Below are 21012 nucleotides of genomic sequence, written 5' to 3'. Positions count from 1 at the left end.
ACCCCGGATCCACGAACGCGACGGTCGTGGATCCGGGGTGGACCTCCGGCTCAGAGGCGCAGGGCGCCCGGGCGGCCCTCCAGCCGGCCGAGCAGCTCGCCCAGGAGCGCGGCCAGGCCGTCCCGTTCCCGCCCGGCCAGGCCGGACAGGACGGCCCGTTCGTAGGCGAGCTGCTCCGGCAGGATGCCGTCGACGAGGTCCCGTCCGGCGTCCGTGAGGCGGACGTGGGCGACCCGGCGGTCGCGGGTGTCGCCGCGGCGCTCCACCAGTCCGCGTTCGGTCAGCTGCTTCAGGCGTTTGGTGACGGCGGCCCCCGAGGAGAACGTCTCGCGGGTCAGTTCGCTCGGGGTGAGTTCGTCCCCGGTCCGCCGCAGCGCCCCGAGCAGGTCGAACTCGGGCCGGCTGAGGCCCGCCCGGCGCAGCGGCGCGTCCTCGGCCTGCTGGAGGAGGGCGGCGCAGCGGTTGATCCGGCCGATGATCTCCATCGGCGCGGTGTCCAGGTCGGGGTGGACGGCCCGCCACTGGCGGACCACTCCGGCGACGGTGTCGCCGCCCGGCTCGGTCCCCGCGGGCCGGATCCGCTCGTGCGCCGCGTCCCCGGTCGCCGCGTCCCCGTGGGCCGGCCGTCCGTTCCTCGCCGTCATGGCCGTACGTCCTCCGTCGTCTCGCCCGTGCTCGCCGGGGCGTGCAGGCCCTGGCGTCGTACCGTCGCGGCGAGCGTACGGTGTGCGGACTGCTCGGTGAGCACGACCCGCTCCTGGGGCAGGGCGCGTTGCCACCACTCGCCGGACGCGGCGTCTGCGGTGGCGCGCAGGTCGGCCAGCGCGGCGGCCAGGCTCCGGCGTGCGGACTCCAGGGCGGCGGGCGCGGGCCGCTCCTCGGCGACCAGGCGGGCCGCTTCTTCGCGGGCCCGGTCCACGGCGGCCAGGGCGTGCTCGATGCAGTCGCCGGCCCGGCGGTTGGTGACGGCGACGGCCGCCACGAAGCCGACCAGCGCGCCGACCAGGGTGTCCACGGCCCGCTCGGTGATCAGTTCGCCCGGCTCGTGGTACCCGGCGAACTCGATGATGAGCAGCGCCAAGGGGGTCACGCAGATGCTGCCGAGCCAGTAGTTTCGGCCGATCAGCGCCTCGGCGCCGAAGTTGAAGGCCATGCAGAGCAGGACGAGGGCCAGGTCACTGGCGTGCGCGAGCGGGGCGACGGCGGCGAAGACGAGGACCCCGACGAGGTTGCCGAAGACGCGCTGGATGCCCCGCTTCCAGGTCAGGGTCATGTTGGCCTGGTAGAGGGAGGCGGCGGTGACCAGGGCCCAGTAGGGGCGGCCGACGCCGAGCGCGAGGGAGGCGTAGCCGGCGAGGGCGCAGCCCAGCGCGGTGCGCACCACGATCGGGGTGAGCGGGCCGAGCCGGGTCCACCAGGGCCGGTGGGGAGCGGTGCTCTCGGCGTCCACGCCGAGCAGTTCGTCGGCGGCCGCCGCCGTCTCGCCGGCCTCGGGGATCGGCCCGGTCCCGCACAGTTGGCGGGCCCAGGTGCGCAGCTTCTCGGGGTCCGTGTCCGCCGGGGCGGCGAGCGCGACCTCGGCGCGCACGACGAGCCGTTCCAGGGCGCGCCGCGGAGCGGTGCGGGCCCCGGTGGACAGCAGCGTCTGCCAGGCGGCCTGGACGGCGGCGGCCGCGGCGGCGCGGGTCCGGGTGTGGCCTTCGCCGGTGCCGCCGGTGGCCGCGTGGGCGGCGGCCGCGTTCAGCGCCTGCGCGGTGGCGCGGCGCTCCGGGCCGTGCGGGCGCAGCAGCCCGGGTGCCATGCCGACCAGCCAGGCCCAGGCCGCCGCGGCCAGGGCCAGCACCAGGTGGCCCGGGACCTGGCCGAGGGTCTGCGGTGCGAACAGGGAGGCGGAGCTGATGAAGGTGAGGACGACGTTGCCGGGCGGTCCGATGCGGGTGGCGTCGCAGAGCGCCTTCTGCACGGCCGCCATCAGGGCGCCGATGGTGACCAGGACGACCGGGTCGGTGGTGAGCGAGGCGGTGACCAGGGCGAGGGCGAGGCCGCCGATCATGCCGAGGACCACCCAGGCCAGGGCGCGGGCCCGGGCGGCGTAGGGGCGGTTGTGCGCGTACAGGGCGCACAGCGAACCCGCCATCGTGTACATGGCGAGGTCGAGCCGGCCGAGGACGAGCAGGGTGAGGGTCGGCAGGGCGACCGAGACGACGACGCTCAGGGCGGGCTTGAACCAGATGTCCGAGGGGCGGCCGAGCCGCAGCACGCCGGTGAGCGGAAGACGCCGGGCGATCCGGCCGGGGGTGGGGGGCACACTGCTCATACCAACAAGATTAGCAGGTGTTTTACCTGTAAAACATATGGGAGGGGTGTGCCGCCACCGGTTCGTAACGTGCCGTGCTTCCCCGAACGCGCCCCGTATACCTCCTTGCGCTCGTGTGCGCACCGCGTGCCCCGGGCATCGCTTGACCGACCGGCCGTCCGGCGGCGGCCGTGATCCGTCGAGCGGGGAGGTGGGGGGTGCACGGATCGACTTCGCCCGGCTGGCTGCTGGTCGCGCTGTGCGCGGCGACCGGGGTGTACTGCCTGCTGCGGATGCGCAGCACCGTCGAGGCCCAGCGCCGTTCCGCTGGCGGCGAGGCGGTCATGGGCTTCGGCATGGCCGCCATGGCCGTCCCGGCCGCGGTGTTCACACCGCCGGTGTGGGCCTGGTCGGCCTACGGGGCGGTCTTCGGTGCGACCGCGCTGCACTCGCTGTGGTCGGCGCGGACGAGCCCGCACCACCTGCACCACCTGGTGGGCGCGGCGGCCATGGTCTACATGTCCGTGGTGATGGCGGTGTCGCCCGTGGCGCCCGGCTCCCACCACCACGGCGGGGCGGGAGTGCCGCCGCTCACCGGCGCGCTGCTGCTGTACTTCGCCGGATACGTCCTGCTGTCCGGCGTCCGGCTGGTGCCCGCCGGGACGGTGGCGGGGAGCGTCGCGCGCGGCGGCACGGGGTGGGGCGACCGTCCCGAGCTGGCACGGGCGTGCCGGTTGTCGATGGGGATCGCGATGGTGGCGATGCTGCTGACCCTGTGATCCGCCGGGCGGGACGGCGGGCCCGGCACCACGGAGCCGTGGTCTGCGTCACTTTGCCGCGGAGGCGTACCCACGGCGCTGTCGGCCGCTCATAGGGTGGCTCGCATGATGGTCCCCGCGGTCCTGCTGCTGCTCGGCGCCCTGACCGCCGTCGCCGCCCCTCGGCTGCTCGCCCGGGCCGACTGGCCGGACCGTGAACCGGTGCTCGCGCTGTGGGTGTGGCAGTGCGTGGTCGCCGCGGTCCTGCTGTGCTGCGCGCTGTCGATGACGCTCAGCGCGGCGGCCGCCTGGCAGGCGGTGCGCGGTCATGTGTTCGCCCCGGCTCCGCGTTCGGTGGTGGAGGCGTACGCGCTCGGCACGGCCGACGCCTGGGCGCCGGCGACCGCGGTGGCGCTCGCGTGCGGCGGGGTGTGGAGCGCGGCGATGCTGCTCCGCGAGGTGGTACGGGCCCGGGCGCGACGCAGGCTGCGCCGCGCCGAACTCCTCGTCCGTGCCCCGCTGCTGCCCGGCGATGAGTCCGGCACCGACCGGCTCGTGGTGCTGGAGGGCGAGCGGCCGGACGCCTGGTGGCTGCCCGGACCTTCGCCCCGGCTGGTCATCACCACGGCCGCGTTGCGCCGCCTGAAGGGGCGGCAGCTGGACGCCGTCCTCGCGCACGAGCAGGGCCACGCGCGGGCCCGGCACGACTGGCTGCTGCACTGCTCCGCCGCGCTCGCCGGCGGCTTTCCGCAGGTGCCGGTGTTCGCCGCGTTCCGCGACGAGATGCACCGCCTGGTCGAACTCGCCGCCGACGACATGGCGTCACGCCGCTTCGGCCGCCTGACGACCGCCCTCGCCCTGGTCGGACTCAACGAGCACCGCGGCGTGTTCGGCCCCTGCCCCGCCACCCAGGCGCACGTCCCTCAGCGCGTGCACCGCCTCCTCACTCCCCCGAACCGCCTCCCGGCCGCTCGCAGACTGCGCCTGACGGCGGTCGCCTCCCTCGTCCCGGTGATACCGGTCCTGGTGGCGGTGATCCCCGGCTTGAGGGCGCTGGGTTAGGAACGGCACCCGTCCCACCCGTCCGTGACCGGTGTCCGGTGGCCGGGGCGCCTTGGGTTGGGCCATCATCGGCCCATGGCTGCCGTGCTCTTCGACTTCTCCGGGACCCTCTTCCGCGTCGAGTCCTGCGAGTCCTGGCTGAGAGCCGTCCTGAACGCGGCTGAACTCACGCTTGATGAGCGGGAGTTGGTCCGGACGGCACGGGCGCTGGAGGAGGCCGGGGCGCTGCCGGGCGGGGCGCCGCCGGCGCGGCTGCCCGACGAGGCGGCCGGGCTGTGGGAGATCCGGGACCGCAGCGCCGAACTGCACCGGTCCGCCTACACCACCCTGTCCCGCCAAGTGCCGCTGCCCGACCCGGCGTTGCACGACGCGCTGTACGAGCGGCACATGACGCCGCCGGCCTGGGCCCCCTACCCGGACGCGGCCGAGGTGCTGCGCACGCTGCACGAGCGCGGAGTCGGGGTGGCCGTGGTGAGCAACATCGGCTGGGACCTGCGCCCGGTGTTCCGCGCCCACGGCCTCGACGCGTACGTGGACGCCTACGTGCTGTCGTACGAGCACGGCGTCCAGAAGCCGGACCCGCGCCTGTTCGCTCTCGCCTGCGCGGCGCTCGGCGCCGACCCGAAGGACGTGCTGATGGTCGGCGACAGCCGCCACGCGGACGGCGGCGCGGCCGCCCTGGGCTGCGGCGTCCACTTCGTGGACCACCTGCCGGTCACACGGCGGCCGGACGCGCTGCTGCCGGTCCCCGACCTGCTCGAGCGGACGGACTGAGCCCTCCACCGCACGACCGCGCCGCCGGCACTCCCGTCCGGCCCCGGCGGCAGCCCCTTGACGGCACCGGGTACGCAAAAGTCCGCCCGCCTCGGACGATCCCCCGTTTCGCCCGAGACGGACGGCAGCACGACGGACCCCTGCCGGGGCCGGTCCGCTCGCGCTGAGTATAGTTGGCTGGCAGCCAGTCAACGCAGGAGTCACAGCATGTCCCCGCGCAGCGCCTCGGTCAATGAAGAGTTGCGACGGCGTTCCCGGGAGCGGCTCCTCCAGGCGGCGGTCGAGCTGGTCGGCGAGCACGGGTACGACGCGACGACGCTCGGCGCCATCGCCGACCGCGCGGGGTCGGCACGCGGTCTGGTCTCCTACTACTTCCCCGGCAAGCGCCAGCTGGTGCAGTCCGCCGTGCACCGGCTGATGCACCGCACGCTCCAGGAGGCGCTGGAGCGCGAGCCGCACACCGAGGACGGCCGGGAGCGGCTGGCGCGGGCCGTCGACGCGATCCTGGGTCTGGCCCGGGACCGGCCGGTGCTGATGCGCCAGCACATGGCGGGGATCCTGCTCGAGGAGGGCTTCGTGCAGTGCCCGGAGCAGCAGCGCCTGTCCGAGCTGCTGCGGGACACGGTGGCCCGGCGCGGTTCGCGGGACGTCGACGCCGACTACCCGATGCTGCGCGCCCTGCTGATGGGCGCCGTCTACGCCGCGCTGGTGCCCGGGGCGCCGATGCCGGTGCCGGTGCTGCGGGCCGAGCTGTTCGAGCGCTACCGGCTCGACTGGGACATGGGAGCGCCGCCGGAGGCGCAGCCGCCCGGCGGCTCCTGCGACACGGACCTGTCCCGCTTCTTCGCGACCGGCCGGATCCCGGCGCCCCCGCCGGAGCGGTAGCGCGGCGGCCGGCGTACGGATCCGGGCCGCGACACGCGGGCGGTCCCGCGCGGCCTCCCTCCCCCGGCGGTCCGCTTGGTGCCATGCTGGAGCCATCAGCGATCTCCTGCGGTCCATGCGCGATCCATCGGGGTAAGGAGTTCCGCCGTGCTGCGTGTCGCCGTCGTCGGCTCGGGGCCGAGTGGGTGCTACACCGCTCAGGGCCTGGTCCAGCAGGACCCCTCCGTGCGCGTCGACGTCCTCGACCGGCTGCCGTGCCCGTACGGACTCGTGCGCTACGGCGTGGCGCCGGACCACGAGAAGATCAAGTCCCTGCAGAACAACCTGCGGACGGTCCTGGAGCACAAGCGGGTCCGGTTCCTGGGCGGCGTCCAGGTCGGTGGCCCCGGCGGACTGCCCGCCGCGCGGCTGCGCGAGCTGTACCACGCGGTGGTGTACTGCGTGGGCGCCGCCACCGACCGCCGTCTGCACATCCCGGGCGAGGACCTGCCGGGCAGCTGGTCGGCGACCGAGTTCGTCTCCTGGTACAGCGCCCACCCCGACTCCGTGGACAGCGGTTTCGTGCGGAGCGCGCGGTCGGCTGTCGTCGTCGGCGTGGGCAACGTCGCCGTGGACGTCACGCGCATCCTGGCGCGCGGAGCGGCCGAGCTGAGCCCCACCGACATGCCCGAGGCAGCGCTCGCCGCGCTCACCGCGAGCCGGGTGACCGAGATCCACATGGTGGGCCGGCGCGGCCCGTCGCAGGCCCGCTTCACGACCAAGGAGCTGCGCGAGCTGGGCGCCCTGCCGGACACCGACGTCGTCGTCGACCCGGAGGAGCTGGCACTGGACCCGGCCTGCGCCGATCCCTCGGCACTGCCGGCCGCCCAGCGCCGCAACATCGAGGTCCTGCGCGGCTGGGCCGCGACGCCGCCGAAGGGCGGCACCCGCCGGATCCGGCTGCGCTTCTTCCTGCGCCCCGTCGAACTGCTCGCCGACGACGGCCGCGTGGGTACGGTGCGGCTGGAGCGCACGGCGCCGGACGGGCACGGCGGCGTCGTCGGGACGGGTCGGTACGAGGACATCGCGGCCCAGCTGGTGCTGCGGTCGGTGGGCTACCGCGGAGTGCCGCCGGACGGGCTGCCGTTCGACGCGGGCACCGGCACCGTGCCGCACCGGGACGGGCGCGTGCTGCGCGACGGTGCCGTCGCGCCCGGCGAGTACGTGGCCGGCTGGATCAAGCGGGGTCCCACGGGCGTCATCGGCACCAACCGGCCGTGCGCGAAGGAGACGGTGGCCTCGCTGCTCCAGGACGCGCCCGGGCTCGTGGGCAGGCAGGTGCCGGACGACAGCCTCCCGGTGCTGCGCGCCGAGGGTGTCGAGCCCGTACGGTGGGCGGGCTGGCAGGCCATCGAGCGGGCCGAGGCGGAACTCGGCGTCTCCCTCGGGCGCAGTGTGGTCAAGCTGCCGGACTGGGAGTCCCTGCGGGCGGCGGCCCGCAGCGCGCTCTCCCAGGCCTAGGGTCTTCCGTCCGGACCGTGCAAGGGCCCGCGAGCCCGACGTGATCCGAACGAGAGGCACCAGCCCCGGGAGCCGGTCCGGGACTCCCCCGCCGAAACGGTGTTCTCCTGTCCAGCGGCGGGAGAGCGCACCCGGGCAGGGGGCGGGGCCGCCCCGGTGCGTATCCGCGGGAATCCATGAGCGGGTCCGGTCCCGCCGGGCTCTGGCGGGACCGGACCCGCGACCGTCATCCTCCGGCCGCCAGCTCGCGGACGAACGCGGGACCGCTCTCCGGCAGCAGCCGTACGACGGTCTCCTCCAGGCGGGGCAGGACCCGCTGACCGGCCAGGGCCAGGGCGATCGCCGCGGCGACACCGGCCCAGGCCACCGGACCGAGCGGGGTGCAGCCCAGGGCCCGGCTGACGCCGGGGGTCTGGATCAGGGCGGCGAGGGCCAGGGCGGAGCCCAGGGACGTCACCCGGACCAGCGTGCTGCCCCGGCGGTCGAGGAGGGTCTGGGCGAGCTGGGTGCCGACCACGCCGCACAGGGCCATCGTGCTGGAGCGGCGGGCGGTGCCGGGTGTCCAGCGGCCGATCATCCAGGCCGTGGCCGCGCCCAGACAGGTGGTCAGGGCGCGGTGGCGGATCTGCCGGATCAGCCCCTCGCCCAGGACGGAGCCCGCCGCGTCCTCCGGCGTCGCCGACCGCGCCTGCTCGGGGTCCTCCTTCGGGGTCACCGCCACGGCCATCGCCGGGAACAGGTCCGTGAACAGGTTCACCATGAGCATCTGCCGCGTGGACAGCGGCGCGGTGCCCGACAGCAGCGTGCCGAACAGGCCGAAGCCGATCTCGCCCGCGTTGCCGCCGATCAGGATGGCGATGGCGTCGGCGACGCTGTGCCACAGGGCGCGGCCCTCGCCGATCGCGTCGATCAGGACCGTCAGGTCGTCGTCGGTCAGGACGATGTCGGCGGCGTTGCGCGCGGCCGCGGAACCGCGGGCGTTGATGCCCACGCCGATGTCGGCGGCGCGGATCGCCGCGGCGTCGTTGGCGCCGTCGCCGACCATGCCGACCACTCGGCCGGCGTCCCGCAGCGCCTCGACGACCTGGAGCTTCTGCTCGGGCGCCACCCGGGCGACCACTCCGGCGTCGCGCAGCATCCGGGCGCGGGCCGACCTGTCCGCGGCGGCGAGTTCGTCGCCGGTGACCACGGTGGTGTCCTTCGGCCAGCCCAGCTCGGTGGCGATCGCCCGGGCGGTCTGCGGATGGTCGCCGGTGAGCATGACCGGCCGTACACCCTCCTCGTACAGGCCCCTCACGAGCGCCATGGACGTGTCGCGCGGCACGTCCGACAGCGCGAGCAGCCCGATGAACTCCAGGCCCGCAAGCGTTCGTTCGAGTGCGTCCTCCTCGCTCTCGTGCTCGTCGAGCCGCCGCTGCGCCACCGCCAGCACCCTCAGCCCGTCGCCGGCCAGGGCGTGCGAGGTCTCGATGGCGTGGGCCGGGAGCGCGGGGCAGGCGGGCAGCACCGTCTCGGGGGCGCCCTTGACGACCAGCAGGCGGGGTCCGTCCGCGACCCGGCCGACGGCGGCCGCGTATCCGCGGGCGGCCTCGAAGCCGAGGTCTTCCAGCTCGGCCCAGTCCGGGTCGGGACCCGCCGCGTCGAGGACGGCCTCGTCGGTGGCGTGCACCGGCCGGTCCGAGTCGCCGTTGAGACGCGGACAGGCCCGCGCCGCGGACCGCAGGGTGCGTGCGGAGGCCTCGTCGTCCACCACGTGGACCTCGCCGTCGGCGTCGGATGCCCGCACCACGCGCAGCCGGTTCTCGGTGAGGGTGCCGGTCTTGTCGAAGCAGATGGTGTCCATCCGGCCCAGCGCCTCCAGCGTGCGCGGGGTGCGGACCAGGACGCCGTCGCGGCTGAGCCGCCGGGCCGCCGCCAGCTGCGCCACGGTGGCGACCAGAGGCAGGCCCTCCGGGACGGCGGCCACGGCGACGGCCACGCCACCGCTGACCGCCTCGCGGACCGAAGTGCCGCGCAGCAGCGCGATACCGGTCAGCGCGGCTCCGCCCGCCAGCGTCAACGGCAGTGCCTTGCGGGTGAGTACCTGGAGCCTGGCCTGCACGCCCGCGGACGGGGGCGTGCAGGCGGCGAGGTGCACGGCGCGGGCGGCCTCGGTGCTCTCGCCGGTGTCGACCACGACGGCCCGGCCCTGCCCGGCCACCACGGTCGTGCCCTCGAAGACCATGCAACTGCGGTCCGCGACCGCGGCGTGCGGGGTCGGGTCGGTCTGCTTCTCCACCGGAAGGGACTCCCCGGTCAGCGCGGACTCGTCGACCTCCAGGCCGTCCTCCCACAGCAGCCGGGCGTCGGCGGGCACCACCTCGTCGCCCTTCAGCTCGATCACGTCGCCCGGCTTGAGCTTCCCGGCGTCGACCGTGACGGTGGCGCCGGCCGGGGCCTGCGAGTCCGGGGGCGCGATGCGCGCCTTGCGCTTCTGCTCGGCGATCAGGCCGGACAGGGCACGCTCGGCGCGCAGCCGCTGGAATCCGCCGACCAGGGCGTTCAGGTCGAGGGCGCCGACCACGAGGAGGGCGTCCACCACGGAGCCGAGGATCGCCGAGGCCGCCGAGCCGACGGCCAGGACCGGGGTGAGGGGGTCCCGCAGTTCGCCGCGCACGGCCTGCCCCAGCTCGTACGTCCAGCGGACCGGGGCGAGTACCGGGTTCCGGACGATGCCGGCCACCGCCTTGCGGACCTGGGCGGCGGCCCACTCGAACGGGGTGAGCCGGCCCGCCGCTTCCTGGTCCAGCCGCTTTTGGGTCTCCTTCGCGTCGAGTTCGTGCCAGTGCACGCGCGGTCGCGGGTGCGGGGCGTGCGCCGCCGCCACGGCGAAGGCGGCACGCGTCCCGGACAGCAGGGCGGCGGCCGCTGCGGCGTCGACCGGCGCGTGCCGCAACCCGGGCAGGATGGCACGGCGGCCGCCCCCGCGCTTGGACTCCCCGATGGCCACGAGCAGCCCGGACAGCGCGGCGCCGGACCGGGCCAGGGTCTGCGCCCGGTGGCCGGTCCTCCGGGCCGCCGGGACGGCCGTCAGCACCCGCCACACGTCGGGCAGTCCGTGCAGGGCGAGGATGTCCGCGCCCCAGACGACGGCGGCGTCGCCGTCCACGAGGGCGAGGGCGAGGTCGCTGCCGCGCAGTCCGGCCAGGACGTCGTGGTCGTCGGCGGAGCGCATCCGGGCGACCGTGAGTACCGTGCCCTCCTCGCCGCGCAGCCCGTACACCACGTCGTCCAGGGGCCGCCGGGCGTCCACGACCTGGTCGGCGAGGCCGGTGAGGTCCTCCAGGGCCGGATCGTCCACCAGGACCACCCGCAGTCCGGCCCGGCGTGCCGCGTCCAGGACCGGTTCGACCCACGGGTCCGCCTCCCCCTCCTCGGTGCGCAGCGCGCTCGAGTGCAGGACGACGGTGCCGGCCATCTCCAGTTGCCGCAGCCGCTCCGGGGCTCGGACCAGCACGCCGGTCCGGGCGAGCAGGGTGCCGAGCACGGCGTGGAAGACGGCGGGTCCGTAGCGCGCGGCCTTGGGCGAACCGGCGAGCACCGCCTCGGCCGCCTCGGCCCCGTTGCGCTTGACCAGCATGGTCAGCGCCGCGCCCACCAGACTGCCGGCGGAGGCGTGGTTGGCGTACTCCTGGGCCGGTGTGATGCGCAGTGGCGGGCGCGGTGTGTCGTCCGCGTCGACGCTGACGCGGCCGGGTGCGCACAGCTGGTCGTGGAACGCGTCGAAGGCGGCCGTGCGGGCCACCGTGTCGGCCAGTTGAGCGGCGCGCAGCGCACCGTCCAGGACCAGCGAGGTGGGGGTCTGGCCGGTGCCGTGGGCGGCCGCGTTCGCGCAGGCGAGCAGGAGGTCCATGCGGGACCTGCCCAGCCGGGTGCTCAGTGCGGCACGGAAGCGCGGGTTCTCCCGCAGCAGTGTCACCGCGGCGGTCACCATGCGCGGTGAGGGCGGCAGGCGCAACGCGTAGGAGGTCAGTGCGACGCCGACGCCCACCACGTCGGCGGCGAGTGCGGCCGCGGCCGCCCGCACCCCGGCCGGATCCCCCGGATGTGTGATGTCCTCCGGATCGTCGCCGTCCAGGACGAGCCCGTGCCGGGCCGCGAGGTCGGCCGCGTGGTCCACGACCTCGTCGGCGGCCTCCTCCTCCGTCACGGCGACGACCAGCCGCCCCAGACCCTCGTCCCAGCATGCGAAGAGCACATCGGGCCGCTCGGCGAGCGTCGTGGCGATGTGCCGCGCCAGATGTCGCTTCCCGCCCGCGCGCAGCACCTTCTCGGGGTCCAGGGAACGCAGCGACAGGTGCGCCCGGGTGCCGGACCGCCAGTGGCGGCCCGTGCCGGGCAGCGCGCTGCGGGCGACACGTACGACCCGCGCGGCCGCGTCCACGCCGCGTACGCCGGCCCGTGCCGTTCCGGCCACCGCTCCCGCGGCGGCCCCGACCGCGGGAGCGGCCCTCCGGGTGACCAGCCGGGCAGCGGCCGACGGGGCAGTCAGCAGTCCGAGCACCATGGCGCGTCCTCAGAGGGAGGTGCGGTCGGGCCGCGCCGTCGGGCCGAGGGGTCCGGCAGCTGCCGCCTGCCCCTTCGAGGACTTGCCTCGGCCGGCCCCGGACGTCCTGGTCTTCGCCGGTTCGTCGGGCCCGGTGTCCGTGTCCGGCGCGGACGCCTGCTCCTTGACGTCGGTACCGGCGCCCCGCGCGGTCTCCCGGGCGGCCGTGCCGCGCTTCTTCGAGGGCTTGCGTGCCGCGGTGGTGGCCGGTGGCAGCTCCGGTGCCTGCTGTGTCTGTTCCTCGGCGGCGGGCCGTTCGGGTCGGGGCTGGGTGAGCCAGACCACGGCCGCACCGGTGAGCGCCACCGGCCACTCCACCACTCCGGCGACACCGAGCACTCCGGCTCCCGTGTACACCGCGAGCCGCCGCCCGCGCGGCGAGACCGCGCCGACCTTGTCCAGCGTCCCCTGCGCGGCCCGGCCCACCGCCTCGGCGCCGGGCACCTTCCGCAGCACCGAGGCCGCACCGTGCAGCGGCGCCGCAAGGGCAGACGACGACTTCCGCTCAGCCATGACTCTCCTCGCCTGGGGTGAGATCGACTCCTCGTGGCCACCGGGTGCCCACAAGCGTGCTGGTCACCCCGTCTCTCCCAGAGAACGCCACCGGTCGCGTCCGCGCCACCGGGCTCCGCCGTCCGCCACGTTCCGCGTCGGGGACGGATTAACGGCCGGCGCCCTGCCCGCGGCACCGGCGGGATGCCGGCCCGTCCCCGCGCCGGAACCAGCGGAACCGCTCGGGAACAGGACACCCGGCACCACGCCCGCACCCCTGCGGCTACGAGTGCACCGACCGCGCCGCACACCCCACCGCGGGGCCGGCGGACACCTCGCCCGAAAGGCCGAAGTCCGAGAGCCCAACGGCCGAGCCGTCCACCCCCGCACCAGCATCAGCGGGCCCCGGGAAGCGGCAAGGAGCCCGCCCGTACAGACGCACCCGCCGCGCCGAGCGCCCACCCGGAGGGCCGACAGGCGCCCGTCCCGAAGCCGGCACCCGACAGCACGACGGCCGAGCCACCCACGCAAGAGACAGCGAGCCCCCGGGGAACGGCAAGCACCCCCACCCACACAGGCGCACCCGCCGCACCGAGCCCCCAGCCGAAAGACCGACAGGCGCCCGTCCTCAAGGCGGGCGCCCGACAGCCCGGCGGCGGAGCCGTCCGTCCCCCGTGTCAGGAGTGGCGGAACAGTGCCGCGGGGACCGCCCCCGCGAGGAGCCCGTAGCCCTGCGGGTTGAGGTGCAACCAGTCCCCGGCGTGGAGGTCGGGCCGCAGCCGGCTCGGCTGCGCGGGATCGCGCACCGCGCGGTCGAAGTCGATCAGCGCGTCGAAGTGGCCGCTCGCCCGGATCCAGGCGTTGACCGCCTGGCGGGACTTCTCCCGCAGGCCCGCCGGGTCGTCGTAGGGGTCGTTGCCGCCGAACGGCAGCAGGGTGGCGCCGTAGACGCGGATGCCCTGGGCGTGGGCGCGCACCACGATCTGCTGGTAGGCGGCGATCAGGTCCTCGGTGACCCGGCGCTGGGCGGCCGGGGTGGCGTCGGCGGTGCCGATGTCGTTGACGCCCTCGAAGACGATCAGCCAGGCGACGCCGCTGCGCGCGAGGATGTCGCGGTCGAGGCGGGCGAGGACATTGGGGCCGAGACCGTCGTTCAGGACGCGGTTGCCCCCGGCGGCCTGGTTCAGGACGGCGAGGTCCGCGGTGGCGGGGCGGGAGCGGAGCCGGTCGTAGAGCTGGTCGGGCCAGCGGTCGTTGGCGTTGGTGGTGGAGCCGCGCCCGTCGGTGAGCGAGTCGCCGAGGATCGCCACCGCCTGGGTCGGGGCCTTGGCCTCCACCTCGACGTCGCTGATCAGGTACCAGTGGTCGACCGGGGTCGCCCCGGTCAGGTCGGCGTCCCGGGTGTGGTCGCCGTGGACGAGGTACGACGTCGTACGCGAACCCGGGTGCGAGGTGAGGGCGAGGGAGGGCTGGCCGTCGGCGAGGTACGCCGTCACGGTGAGGTTGGACGCGGCGCGCAGGTCGAGGTCCAGCGGGTCGGAGACGACCTGGGCCCCGGTGGGCACGGTCGTCGACGCCCGCCCGGAGAACGTCACCTTCCGGGTCGTACGCGGCTCGACGGCGCTGACTCCGGCCGCGCCCTCGCGCGGCAGCGCCACCGTCACGGCGGTCAGGGGCAGCGGGGTGTCACCGAAGGCGTTGGAGAAGCGCAGCCGGATGCGGTGGCCGCCGGTGGAGACGCGCAGCGTCTGCCGCATGGTGGTGTCGACGAGGACGGCGTGGTCGCCGGTGAAGGGTGCCGGCGGCAGGTTGCCGGGTTCGGTGAGCTGCGGCATCGCCGTCCAGGTGTTCACCCAGTGCCGTGCGGCCGCGGCCGGCGGCCGGTCGGCGGCGGTCACGCGGTCCGGCCCACGCACCAGGGCGGTGACGGCCGAGACGGTGACGACGAGGGCCAGCACCAGGACGCACACGCCGATCAGGTCGGCGCGGAGCGTTCTGGCGGGGCGGGTTCTTCCGGGCGGTGTCACGTGCGTCCTCCGTTGAATGTGCGGGGGTGCGATCGGACGGGTGCGGGTGGTGGCCCGAGGCACGCGGGACTGCCCCGGCGGGCTGCCGCTGCTGCATGGTGGCATGGACATGGCCGTCATGGAAGCGCTCCCACACCCAGCGCCGACCCCTTTCACCATCCGTCCGCGAGTGGCCGGATGTGACTTGCGCGAGGCGTTGACTAGAAAGCGCTTGCACTCTACGGTCCGTTCAACAGTGTGACCGGCAAGCGCTACTTCAGGCCCTCTGAGTCGCACTGCTCACGCGAGTCGTTCCACATGATGTTCGGCATTCACGTATACGACCTCACTCGGTCTCGTATACACCCCCCACCCAGCCCTTCCGAAGGGACAGCATCCGCATGCGAACTCGCCTCTCACGTCCACACGCGCCCAGGTCGGCTCTGGCGGCGGCCGTCGCCGCGGCCGCGACCCTCGCGGTGCTCGCCCTGCCGCAGCAGGCCGGGGCCGCCGAGAGCTCACCGGTCGGTTTCGGCGCCGGCACGACCGGCGGCGGCAGCGCCTCGGCGGTGACCGTCTCGACGCTCAGCGACTTCAAGACGGCCGTGACCGGCAACACCGCCAAGGTGATCAAGGTGAGCGGCCAGATCTCACTGAGCGGTCAGGTCGACATCGGCTCCAACACCACGGTGCTGGGCGTCGGTTCGTCGTCCGGGTTCACCGGCGGCGGGCTGCGGCTGAAGAACGTCAGCAACGTCGTCGTGCGCAACCTCCAGATCAGCAAGGCCGTCGGGACGGACGCGATCACCGTCCAGGGCTCGACCAAGGTCTGGATCGACCACAACTCCCTGTCCTCCGACCGCGACCACGGCAAGGACTACTACGACGGCCTGCTCGACGTCTCGCACGCCTCCGACTACGTCACGGTGTCCTGGAACACCTTCAAGGACCACTACAAGGGCTCGCTGGTCGGCCACAGCGACAGCAACGCGAGCGAGGACACCGGTCATCTGCGGGTGACGTACCACCACAACTGGTTCAACAACGTCAACTCCCGCATCCCGAGCCTGCGTTTCGGCACGGGGCACTTCTACGACAACTACGTCGTGGGCGCCGAGACCGCCGTGCACTCGCGCATGGGTGCCCAGATGCTGGTCGAGAACAACGTCTTCCGCAGCACGTCGGTCGCCGTCACCACCAACCGGGACAGCAAGCAGGACGGTTACGCCAACCTGCGGGGCAACGACCTCGGCGGCGCCACGACCGAGGTGTCGCAGACCGGCACCTTCACCAGCCCTCCGTACAGCTACACGGCAGAGGCCGCCTCAGGTGTGGCCTCCTCGGTGACCGCGGGCGCGGGCACCGGGAAGATCTGACCGCCGCCCGGCCATCACCCGACCGCACGGAAGGAACAAGGACATGACGTCCGCAGCACGACCGCACCTGCGACGGCGCGCACTGACCGGGGGCCTGGCCGCACTCGGCCTCTCGGTTGCCATGATCATGACTGAAGGAGCGCCTTCGGCGAGCGCCGCCACCTGGCCCACCGCCAACGGCAGTCAGGCGGTTTCCACCACCATCTCGGTGTCCGGCACCAAGGACTACGGGATGACGCGCCTGTACGGCAGCGGGGCCCTGGGCACCGGCGGCCAGGAGGAGAACCAGAAGCCGATCCTGGAACTGGCCGCCGGCGCCGTCCTGAAGAACGTCATCATCGGCTCCCCCGCCGCCGACGGCATCCACTGCCTGGGCAGCTGCACGCTCCAGAACGTCTGGTGGGAGGACGTCGGTGAGGACGCCGCGACGTTCCTCGGCTCCTCGTCCTCCAACGTCTACACCGTCTCCGGCGGCGGCGCGAAGGAGGCCAGCGACAAGGTCTTCCAGTTCAACGGCGCCGGCACGCTGAACGTGTCGAACTTCGCGGTGCAGAACTTCGGCACCTTCGTCCGCTCGTGCGGCAACTGCAAGACGCAGTACAAGCGGACCATCAGCCTCAACACGATCGAGGCCACCTACAAGGGCGGCCGGATCGCCGGCATCAACACCAACTACGGGGACAGCGTCTCCCTGAAGAAGATCACCATCATCGGGGACTCCGGCAAGAAGATCATCCCCTGCCAGAAGTACACCGGGAACAACACGGGCGCCGAGCCGTCCAAGGGCGGCACGGACGCCGACGGCACGTATTGCAAGTACGCGGCGTCCGACATCACGTACAAGTGATGCCGGCGCGGTGAGAGCGCGGTCGCGCGCGGCGTGCCCGAGGGCGCCGCGCGCGACCGCCGTACGCTCACCGCCTCGCACGTCCGAGCATCTCCTCGGTCAGCTCCCGCCGGCAGTCGGTGTACGCGCTGCGCAACGCCGGGCCCGGCCAGTGCGCGGGCAGCAAGGACGCGGGCAGCACGGGGTCGGCCAGCAGGTGCCGTACGACGGCCGCGAGGGCGGTGAAGCGGTCGGCGGGTCGGTCCGTGCGCGCGACAAGATCGAGCAGCGTGCGGGCGGTCGCCGCCCAGTCGTCGACCGGCCACAGGCGCGTGGCCAGGCCGGCGGCGGGCTCCTCGGGCCGGGCGGTGAATCGCCGGACCCCCGGGGACAGTCCGTCAGGCCAGGGTCGGCGCAGGTTGGCGGGGCGCAGCCAGACGCCCTCGCGGAGTTCGGCGAGCCGGAGAGCTGTCAACCGGGCGCGCAGTTCGGCGCGTTCGGCCGGTTCGCGGCCGGTCGCCGTCACGACGGCCATCTCCCACTCGCCGTCCCAGGGGCACGTCTCGGGGTGCACGGCCGCGTCCTGGCGCCGCTGGCGCTCCAGCAGCCGGTCGCTGAGGCCGTGGACGGTGTCGGAGCGTCGCAGGTCTCCGGCGGCCACCATCCGGCTCAGGGCCGCGCGCAGGGTGGATCCGCCGATCCCGAAGGGTTCGACCGCCCTTACGAGGTCCTTGACCGGCAGTTCGGGCGGGTGTGTGCCCAGCAGCAGGCTCAGGACGACCGACCGCGCGGACAGCGGGCGCAGCCCGGCTCCGGCGGGCTCCGGGGACGCGTTCATGGTCACGTACTGTACGGACACCCGAGCGTGTTGCACTATTGCTGCGATCGCAGCCACAATGCAACATGGGTGCCATGGCCTCGACACTCGCGCACGAGCAGCAGGAACGACAGGCACAGCGGGCACGGCAGGTGCGGCAGGCACCGGCGGTGCGGCCGGACGGAGAGGCGCAGCTCGAACCGCCGCCCCATCCGCACGGGCAGGACACCACGCACGCCGTCACCAACCAGGCCCCTCCCCTGGCGCCCTACGACACGTCCGACGACGCGGCGCTGCTCGAGGGTCTGCGCCGGGAGGGCGCGGGCTGGGCCGAGGAGGACGTACGGCGGCTCGGGGCGCTGGCCGGGAGCGTTCAGGCGCAGGAGTGGGCCGACCAGGCCAACCGGCACGAGCCCGAACTGCGCACCCACGACCGCTACGGCACCCGGATCGACGAGGTCGACTTCCACCCCGCCTGGCACCACCTGATGCGGACGGCGGTCACCGAAGGCCTGGCCGGCGCCCCCTGGGCGGACGAGCGGCCCGGCGCGCACGTGGCCCGCAGCGCCGGCGGCCTCGTGTGGGGGCACACGGACGCCGGACACGGCTGCCCGACGTCCATGACGTACGCCGCCGTACCCGCCCTGCGCGCCCAGCCGGAACTGGCCGCCGTCTACGAACCGCTGCTGACCGCCCGGGTGTACGAGCCCGGGCTGCGGGTGCCGGCCGAGAAGCAGGGCCTGCTGGCGGGCATGGGGATGACCGAGAAACAGGGCGGCTCGGACGTACGGACGAACACCACGACGGCCACGCCGACCGCGGAGCCCGGGGTGTACACCCTGCGCGGGCACAAGTGGTTCACCTCGGCGCCCATGTGCGACGTCTTCCTGGTGCTGGCCCAGGCTCCGGGCGGACTGTCGTGCTTCCTGGTGCCGCGCGTCCTGCCCGACGGCAGCCGCAACACCTTCCGCATCCAGCGGCTCAAGGACAAGCTGGGCAACCGGTCGAACGCCTCCTCCGAGCCGGAGTTCGACGGGACGGTGGCCTGGCTGGTCGGGCCCGAGGGGCGGGGCGTCAAGACGATCATCGAGATGGTCAACTGCACGCGCCTGGACTGCGTGATGATGTCGGCGGCGCTCATGCGCAAGACACTCGTCGAGGCGGGCCACCACGTGCGGCACCGCGGCGCCTTCGGCGCGCTGCTCATCGACCAGCCGCTGATGCGGAACGTGCTGGCCGACCTGGCCCTGGAGTCCGAGGCCGCGACGACGCTCACGCTGCGGCTGGCCGGTGCGGCCGACCGGACGGTGCGCGCGGGCGGCGGGGGTGACGAGGCCGCGTTCCGGAGGATCGCGACCGCGGTCGGCAAGTTCTGGGTCACCAAGCGGGGACCCGCCTTCACGGCGGAGGCCCTGGAGTGCCTGGGCGGCAACGGCTACGTCGAGGAGTCCGGCATGCCCCGGCACTACCGGGAGGCGCCGCTGCTGTCGATCTGGGAGGGCTCGGGGAACGTCAACGCCCTGGACGTCCTGCGGGCACTCAGCCGGGAGCACGGCGCGACGGAGGCGCTGTTCGCCGAACTCGCCCTGGCCCGGGGCGCCGACGCCCGCCTGGACGCGGCCGTGACCCGGCTCGAGGCGGGTCTGGGCGAGGCCTCTCCGGCCGGCGCCCGCCGCCTGGTCGAGCTCATGGCCCTGACCTTGCAGGCCTCCCTGCTCGTGCGGCACGCCCCGTCCGCCGTCGCCGACGCCTTCTGCGCGACCCGGCTGGGCGGCGACTGGGGCCACTCCTTCGGCACGCTGCCGGACAGCGCGGACGTCGACGCCATTCTGGAACGGTCACTTCCGGGTTAGGCGCCGTGCCGGGCGTCTCCAGGCACCGACACGCCAGCCGCGGGGCCGGTCACCAGGTCTTGCGGCTCCACAGCGGGCCGAAGCGGGCCCACTCGGTGTCCCACTGGTCCAGGCGACGGCGTTCCAGGCAGGCGCGCAGGGCACGGCCGGTGACGAGGGGGACGGCGGCGGCACCCACTCCCACCAGGCCACCGGACATCAAGGCCCGGGCGCGGGCCTGGGCGGGCGTGGCCGGTCCGGTCACCAGCTGGCCCCGGGGGGAGTCGGTCCACACGTTGACATCCTCCCCTCCCTGAAGGGAGGAGGATTCCTGGCTCAGGCGGCCTCCGGGAGCAGCGCCCCCGGAGGTCTTACGCCCTCAACACCAGCCGCGGTGAGACCAGCCCGGACCAGCATTACGCGGGCGGAGTTCTTGTCCCTGGGGGACACGACTTTGCACGCGGTGCAGGTGTAGGTACGTTCCGAAAGAGGAAGTGCGTGCTTGGTTCTCGCTCCGCACGATGCGCAATCCATAGTGGTATGCGCGGGGTGCACGAGGCGGACGTCCCGCCCGTGCTTGCGGCCCATCTCGATCAGGGCCGTCTTGGTGGCGCCAATGGTGGCGTCGGCCGCCTTGCGGGCCATGGTGGTCTTGGCGAGGAACTTCGGCCGGAAGTTCTCGACGGCGATGGCGTCGTGGTCGCGGACGACGCGCTTGGCCCACTTGCGGGCGGTATCCTGCCGCTGCCGTGCAACCTTCTTGGAGACCTGCGCGGCCTGCCGCTGCGCCTTCCTGTAGCCCTTGGACGCGGCCTGCCCCTTGTCGGGCCGGCGGCGGGCCATCATCCGCTGATACCGGGCAAGACGCTGCGCGGCCCGCTTGCCGTGTTCGGCGTGCGGGAGGTCGTGCGCGTCCGATGTGGTGGTGGCGGTCTCCTTGACGCCCCAGTCGATGCCGAGAACAGCGCCGGTTTCGGGGATCGGTTGCACCTTGGTGGTGACGACGAACGACGCGTACCAGTGGCCGAGGCTGTCCCGGTACACCCGCACCGACGACGGAGCGGACGGCAGTTCACGCGACCACACCACGGTCACGGCGATGCCGCCCGCAAGGTGCAGGCGGCCGTCCTTCAGCCGGAACCCTCGGGTGGTGTAGTTCAGCGTCGGCTCGGCATCACGCTTCCGCTTATGCCGGGGCATGCCTGCGCGCTGCCTCACCGGCAGACCGTGCTCAACGTCCTTCAGCGCTTTAGAGCGGGACTTGGCGAAATCCCGGATCATCTGCTGCTGCGGGACGCTCGCGCCGCCCCGCAGCCACGGCAGCTTGCTGCGGGCGTCGGTCAGCATCCTGTCCAGTTGCGCCGGACCACACGTCAGCTTGCCCTCGGGGTGCACCCGATTGTGTGCGTGCACCTGCCGTGACTTGGCCACGCATTCGTTCCACACCCATCGACACCGGTCCCACTCGGCAAGGAGCGCGGTGCGGGCGGTTGACGACACGCGAAGCCGGTAGGTGTACCGGGCGCGCCCGGCACCCTCGACTCTCTGCGGCATCGTCATGGCATCATTTTAGCATGACCGATGAGAAGAGAATCTCCCTCCGACTCCCAACCGACCTGCACGCACGGCTGGTTGAACAAGCCCGTTCAGATCGGCGGTCCCTCAACTCTGAGATCGTCCACCTCCTTGAGGTCGCCCTCACCAATACGGGTGGAGATGACGAATCGCCCTGACGGCGACTCCTCTTTCCGCGCCCCGCTCCACAGGGGTTCGATCCCTCCCCGGCCTGAAGGCCGAGGCATC

At 73.9% G+C, this 21012-nt stretch carries 17 protein-coding genes; 9 read left to right on the top strand and 8 right to left on the bottom strand.

The features are described 5' to 3' along the window. Positions 1 to 50: 50 nt before the first annotated feature. The gene (locus TNCT6_RS29190; protein WP_172633079.1) at positions 51 to 644 is read right to left on the bottom strand and encodes a MarR family winged helix-turn-helix transcriptional regulator; all 594 of its coding nucleotides are present in this window, start codon (positions 642 to 644) and stop codon (positions 51 to 53) included. Beyond that, a complete protein-coding gene (locus tag TNCT6_RS29185; RefSeq protein WP_141363728.1) occupies positions 641 to 2317 on the bottom strand; it encodes an FUSC family protein in 1677 nt (558 codons plus the stop codon). Before TNCT6_RS29185 ends, TNCT6_RS29190 begins: the two co-directional genes overlap by 4 nt. Before the next feature lie 197 nt (positions 2318 to 2514). Between TNCT6_RS29185 and TNCT6_RS29180 the strand changes: the two genes are divergently transcribed. From TNCT6_RS29180 to TNCT6_RS29160, 5 genes are all read left to right on the top strand, one after another. Further along, positions 2515 to 3075 (top strand): DUF5134 domain-containing protein, encoded by a 561-nt coding sequence (locus tag TNCT6_RS29180; protein ID WP_141363726.1) that lies wholly within the window; start codon positions 2515 to 2517, stop codon positions 3073 to 3075. A gap of 105 nt (positions 3076 to 3180) precedes the next feature. Further along, positions 3181 to 4116 carry a M56 family metallopeptidase gene (locus TNCT6_RS29175; protein WP_141363724.1) on the top strand — a complete coding sequence of 312 codons (936 nt, stop codon included), beginning with the start codon at positions 3181 to 3183 and terminating at the stop codon, positions 4114 to 4116. Between the two features lie 75 nt (positions 4117 to 4191). Then, on the top strand, positions 4192 to 4890 hold the full coding sequence (locus TNCT6_RS29170; RefSeq protein ID WP_141363722.1) for an HAD family hydrolase: 699 nt from the start codon (positions 4192 to 4194) through the stop codon (positions 4888 to 4890). Positions 4891 to 5097: 207 nt separating this feature from the next. Next, entirely contained in the window at positions 5098 to 5775 is a 678-nt protein-coding gene (locus TNCT6_RS29165; RefSeq protein ID WP_141363720.1) for a TetR/AcrR family transcriptional regulator, read from the top strand. A 147-nt stretch (positions 5776 to 5922) separates the two neighbouring features. Then, the gene (locus TNCT6_RS29160) at positions 5923 to 7275 is read left to right on the top strand and encodes an FAD-dependent oxidoreductase (protein WP_141363719.1); all 1353 of its coding nucleotides are present in this window, start codon (positions 5923 to 5925) and stop codon (positions 7273 to 7275) included. 226 nt (positions 7276 to 7501) lie between these two features. Here the strand turns inward: TNCT6_RS29160 and TNCT6_RS29155 are convergent, their stop codons facing one another. From TNCT6_RS29155 to TNCT6_RS29145, 3 genes are all read right to left on the bottom strand, one after another. After that, a complete protein-coding gene (locus TNCT6_RS29155) occupies positions 7502 to 11821 on the bottom strand; it encodes a cation-translocating P-type ATPase (protein ID WP_141363717.1) in 4320 nt (1439 codons plus the stop codon). Positions 11822 to 11830: 9 nt separating this feature from the next. Beyond that, the gene (locus TNCT6_RS29150; RefSeq protein WP_141363715.1) at positions 11831 to 12373 is read right to left on the bottom strand and encodes a hypothetical protein; all 543 of its coding nucleotides are present in this window, start codon (positions 12371 to 12373) and stop codon (positions 11831 to 11833) included. 656 nt (positions 12374 to 13029) lie between these two features. Further along, positions 13030 to 14331, bottom strand: coding sequence for an SGNH/GDSL hydrolase family protein (locus TNCT6_RS29145; protein ID WP_373996250.1), 1302 nt, complete (start codon positions 14329 to 14331; stop codon positions 13030 to 13032). Between the two features lie 428 nt (positions 14332 to 14759). Here TNCT6_RS29145 and TNCT6_RS29140 point away from each other — a divergent pair, with 428 nt between their 5' ends. Together TNCT6_RS29140 and TNCT6_RS29135 are read left to right on the top strand one after the other, a co-directional pair. Beyond that, positions 14760 to 15734, top strand: coding sequence for a polysaccharide lyase family 1 protein (locus tag TNCT6_RS29140; protein WP_141363713.1), 975 nt, complete (start codon positions 14760 to 14762; stop codon positions 15732 to 15734). A gap of 43 nt (positions 15735 to 15777) precedes the next feature. After that, a complete protein-coding gene (locus TNCT6_RS29135; RefSeq protein ID WP_141363711.1) occupies positions 15778 to 16581 on the top strand; it encodes a pectate lyase in 804 nt (267 codons plus the stop codon). A 67-nt stretch (positions 16582 to 16648) separates the two neighbouring features. On the opposite strand, the gene TNCT6_RS29130 is transcribed toward TNCT6_RS29135, so the two are convergent. Continuing rightward, entirely contained in the window at positions 16649 to 17398 is a 750-nt protein-coding gene (locus TNCT6_RS29130; protein WP_141363709.1) for a PaaX family transcriptional regulator C-terminal domain-containing protein, read from the bottom strand. Positions 17399 to 17472: 74 nt separating this feature from the next. Here TNCT6_RS29130 and TNCT6_RS29125 point away from each other — a divergent pair, with 74 nt between their 5' ends. After that, positions 17473 to 19230: an acyl-CoA dehydrogenase family protein gene (locus TNCT6_RS29125; protein ID WP_141363707.1), complete on the top strand. Its 1758-nt coding sequence runs from the start codon at positions 17473 to 17475 to the stop codon at positions 19228 to 19230. A gap of 49 nt (positions 19231 to 19279) precedes the next feature. Here TNCT6_RS29125 and TNCT6_RS29120 read toward each other — a convergent pair whose 3' ends face one another. Together TNCT6_RS29120 and TNCT6_RS29115 are read right to left on the bottom strand one after the other, a co-directional pair. After that, on the bottom strand, positions 19280 to 19504 hold the full coding sequence (locus tag TNCT6_RS29120) for a hypothetical protein (protein WP_216372807.1): 225 nt from the start codon (positions 19502 to 19504) through the stop codon (positions 19280 to 19282). Positions 19505 to 19545: 41 nt separating this feature from the next. Next, positions 19546 to 20769 carry an RNA-guided endonuclease TnpB family protein gene (locus tag TNCT6_RS29115; RefSeq protein ID WP_141363705.1) on the bottom strand — a complete coding sequence of 408 codons (1224 nt, stop codon included), beginning with the start codon at positions 20767 to 20769 and terminating at the stop codon, positions 19546 to 19548. A gap of 14 nt (positions 20770 to 20783) precedes the next feature. On the opposite strand from TNCT6_RS29115, the gene TNCT6_RS29110 reads away from it, so the two are divergent. Continuing rightward, positions 20784 to 20942: an Arc family DNA-binding protein gene (locus tag TNCT6_RS29110; protein WP_141363703.1), complete on the top strand. Its 159-nt coding sequence runs from the start codon at positions 20784 to 20786 to the stop codon at positions 20940 to 20942. Positions 20943 to 21012: the final 70 nt, after the last annotated feature.

Source organism: Streptomyces sp. 6-11-2, from assembly GCF_006540305.1.
Lineage (GTDB): Bacteria > Actinomycetota > Actinomycetes > Streptomycetales > Streptomycetaceae > Streptomyces.
Note: the sequence above shows the minus strand (reverse complement) of the source record. Positions and strands in the feature narration are given on the sequence as shown.

Excerpts from the sequence above, each read along its gene's own strand:
- TNCT6_RS29110 (WP_141363703.1), top strand. The coding sequence starts at position 20,784 with ATGACCGATGAGAAGAGAATCTCCCTCCGACTCCCAACCGACCTGCAC.
- TNCT6_RS29155 (WP_141363717.1), bottom strand. The coding sequence starts at position 11,821 with ATGGTGCTCGGACTGCTGACTGCCCCGTCGGCCGCTGCCCGGCTGGTC.
- TNCT6_RS29150 (WP_141363715.1), bottom strand. The coding sequence starts at position 12,373 with ATGGCTGAGCGGAAGTCGTCGTCTGCCCTTGCGGCGCCGCTGCACGGT.
- TNCT6_RS29170 (WP_141363722.1), top strand. The coding sequence starts at position 4,192 with ATGGCTGCCGTGCTCTTCGACTTCTCCGGGACCCTCTTCCGCGTCGAG.
- TNCT6_RS29135 (WP_141363711.1), top strand. The coding sequence starts at position 15,778 with ATGACGTCCGCAGCACGACCGCACCTGCGACGGCGCGCACTGACCGGG.
- TNCT6_RS29185 (WP_141363728.1), bottom strand. The coding sequence starts at position 2,317 with ATGAGCAGTGTGCCCCCCACCCCCGGCCGGATCGCCCGGCGTCTTCCG.
- TNCT6_RS29175 (WP_141363724.1), top strand. The coding sequence starts at position 3,181 with ATGATGGTCCCCGCGGTCCTGCTGCTGCTCGGCGCCCTGACCGCCGTC.
- TNCT6_RS29140 (WP_141363713.1), top strand. The coding sequence starts at position 14,760 with ATGCGAACTCGCCTCTCACGTCCACACGCGCCCAGGTCGGCTCTGGCG.
- TNCT6_RS29125 (WP_141363707.1), top strand. The coding sequence starts at position 17,473 with ATGGCCTCGACACTCGCGCACGAGCAGCAGGAACGACAGGCACAGCGG.
- TNCT6_RS29115 (WP_141363705.1), bottom strand. The coding sequence starts at position 20,769 with ATGACGATGCCGCAGAGAGTCGAGGGTGCCGGGCGCGCCCGGTACACC.
- TNCT6_RS29165 (WP_141363720.1), top strand. The coding sequence starts at position 5,098 with ATGTCCCCGCGCAGCGCCTCGGTCAATGAAGAGTTGCGACGGCGTTCC.
- TNCT6_RS29130 (WP_141363709.1), bottom strand. The coding sequence starts at position 17,398 with ATGAACGCGTCCCCGGAGCCCGCCGGAGCCGGGCTGCGCCCGCTGTCC.
- TNCT6_RS29190 (WP_172633079.1), bottom strand. The coding sequence starts at position 644 with ATGACGGCGAGGAACGGACGGCCGGCCCACGGGGACGCGGCGACCGGG.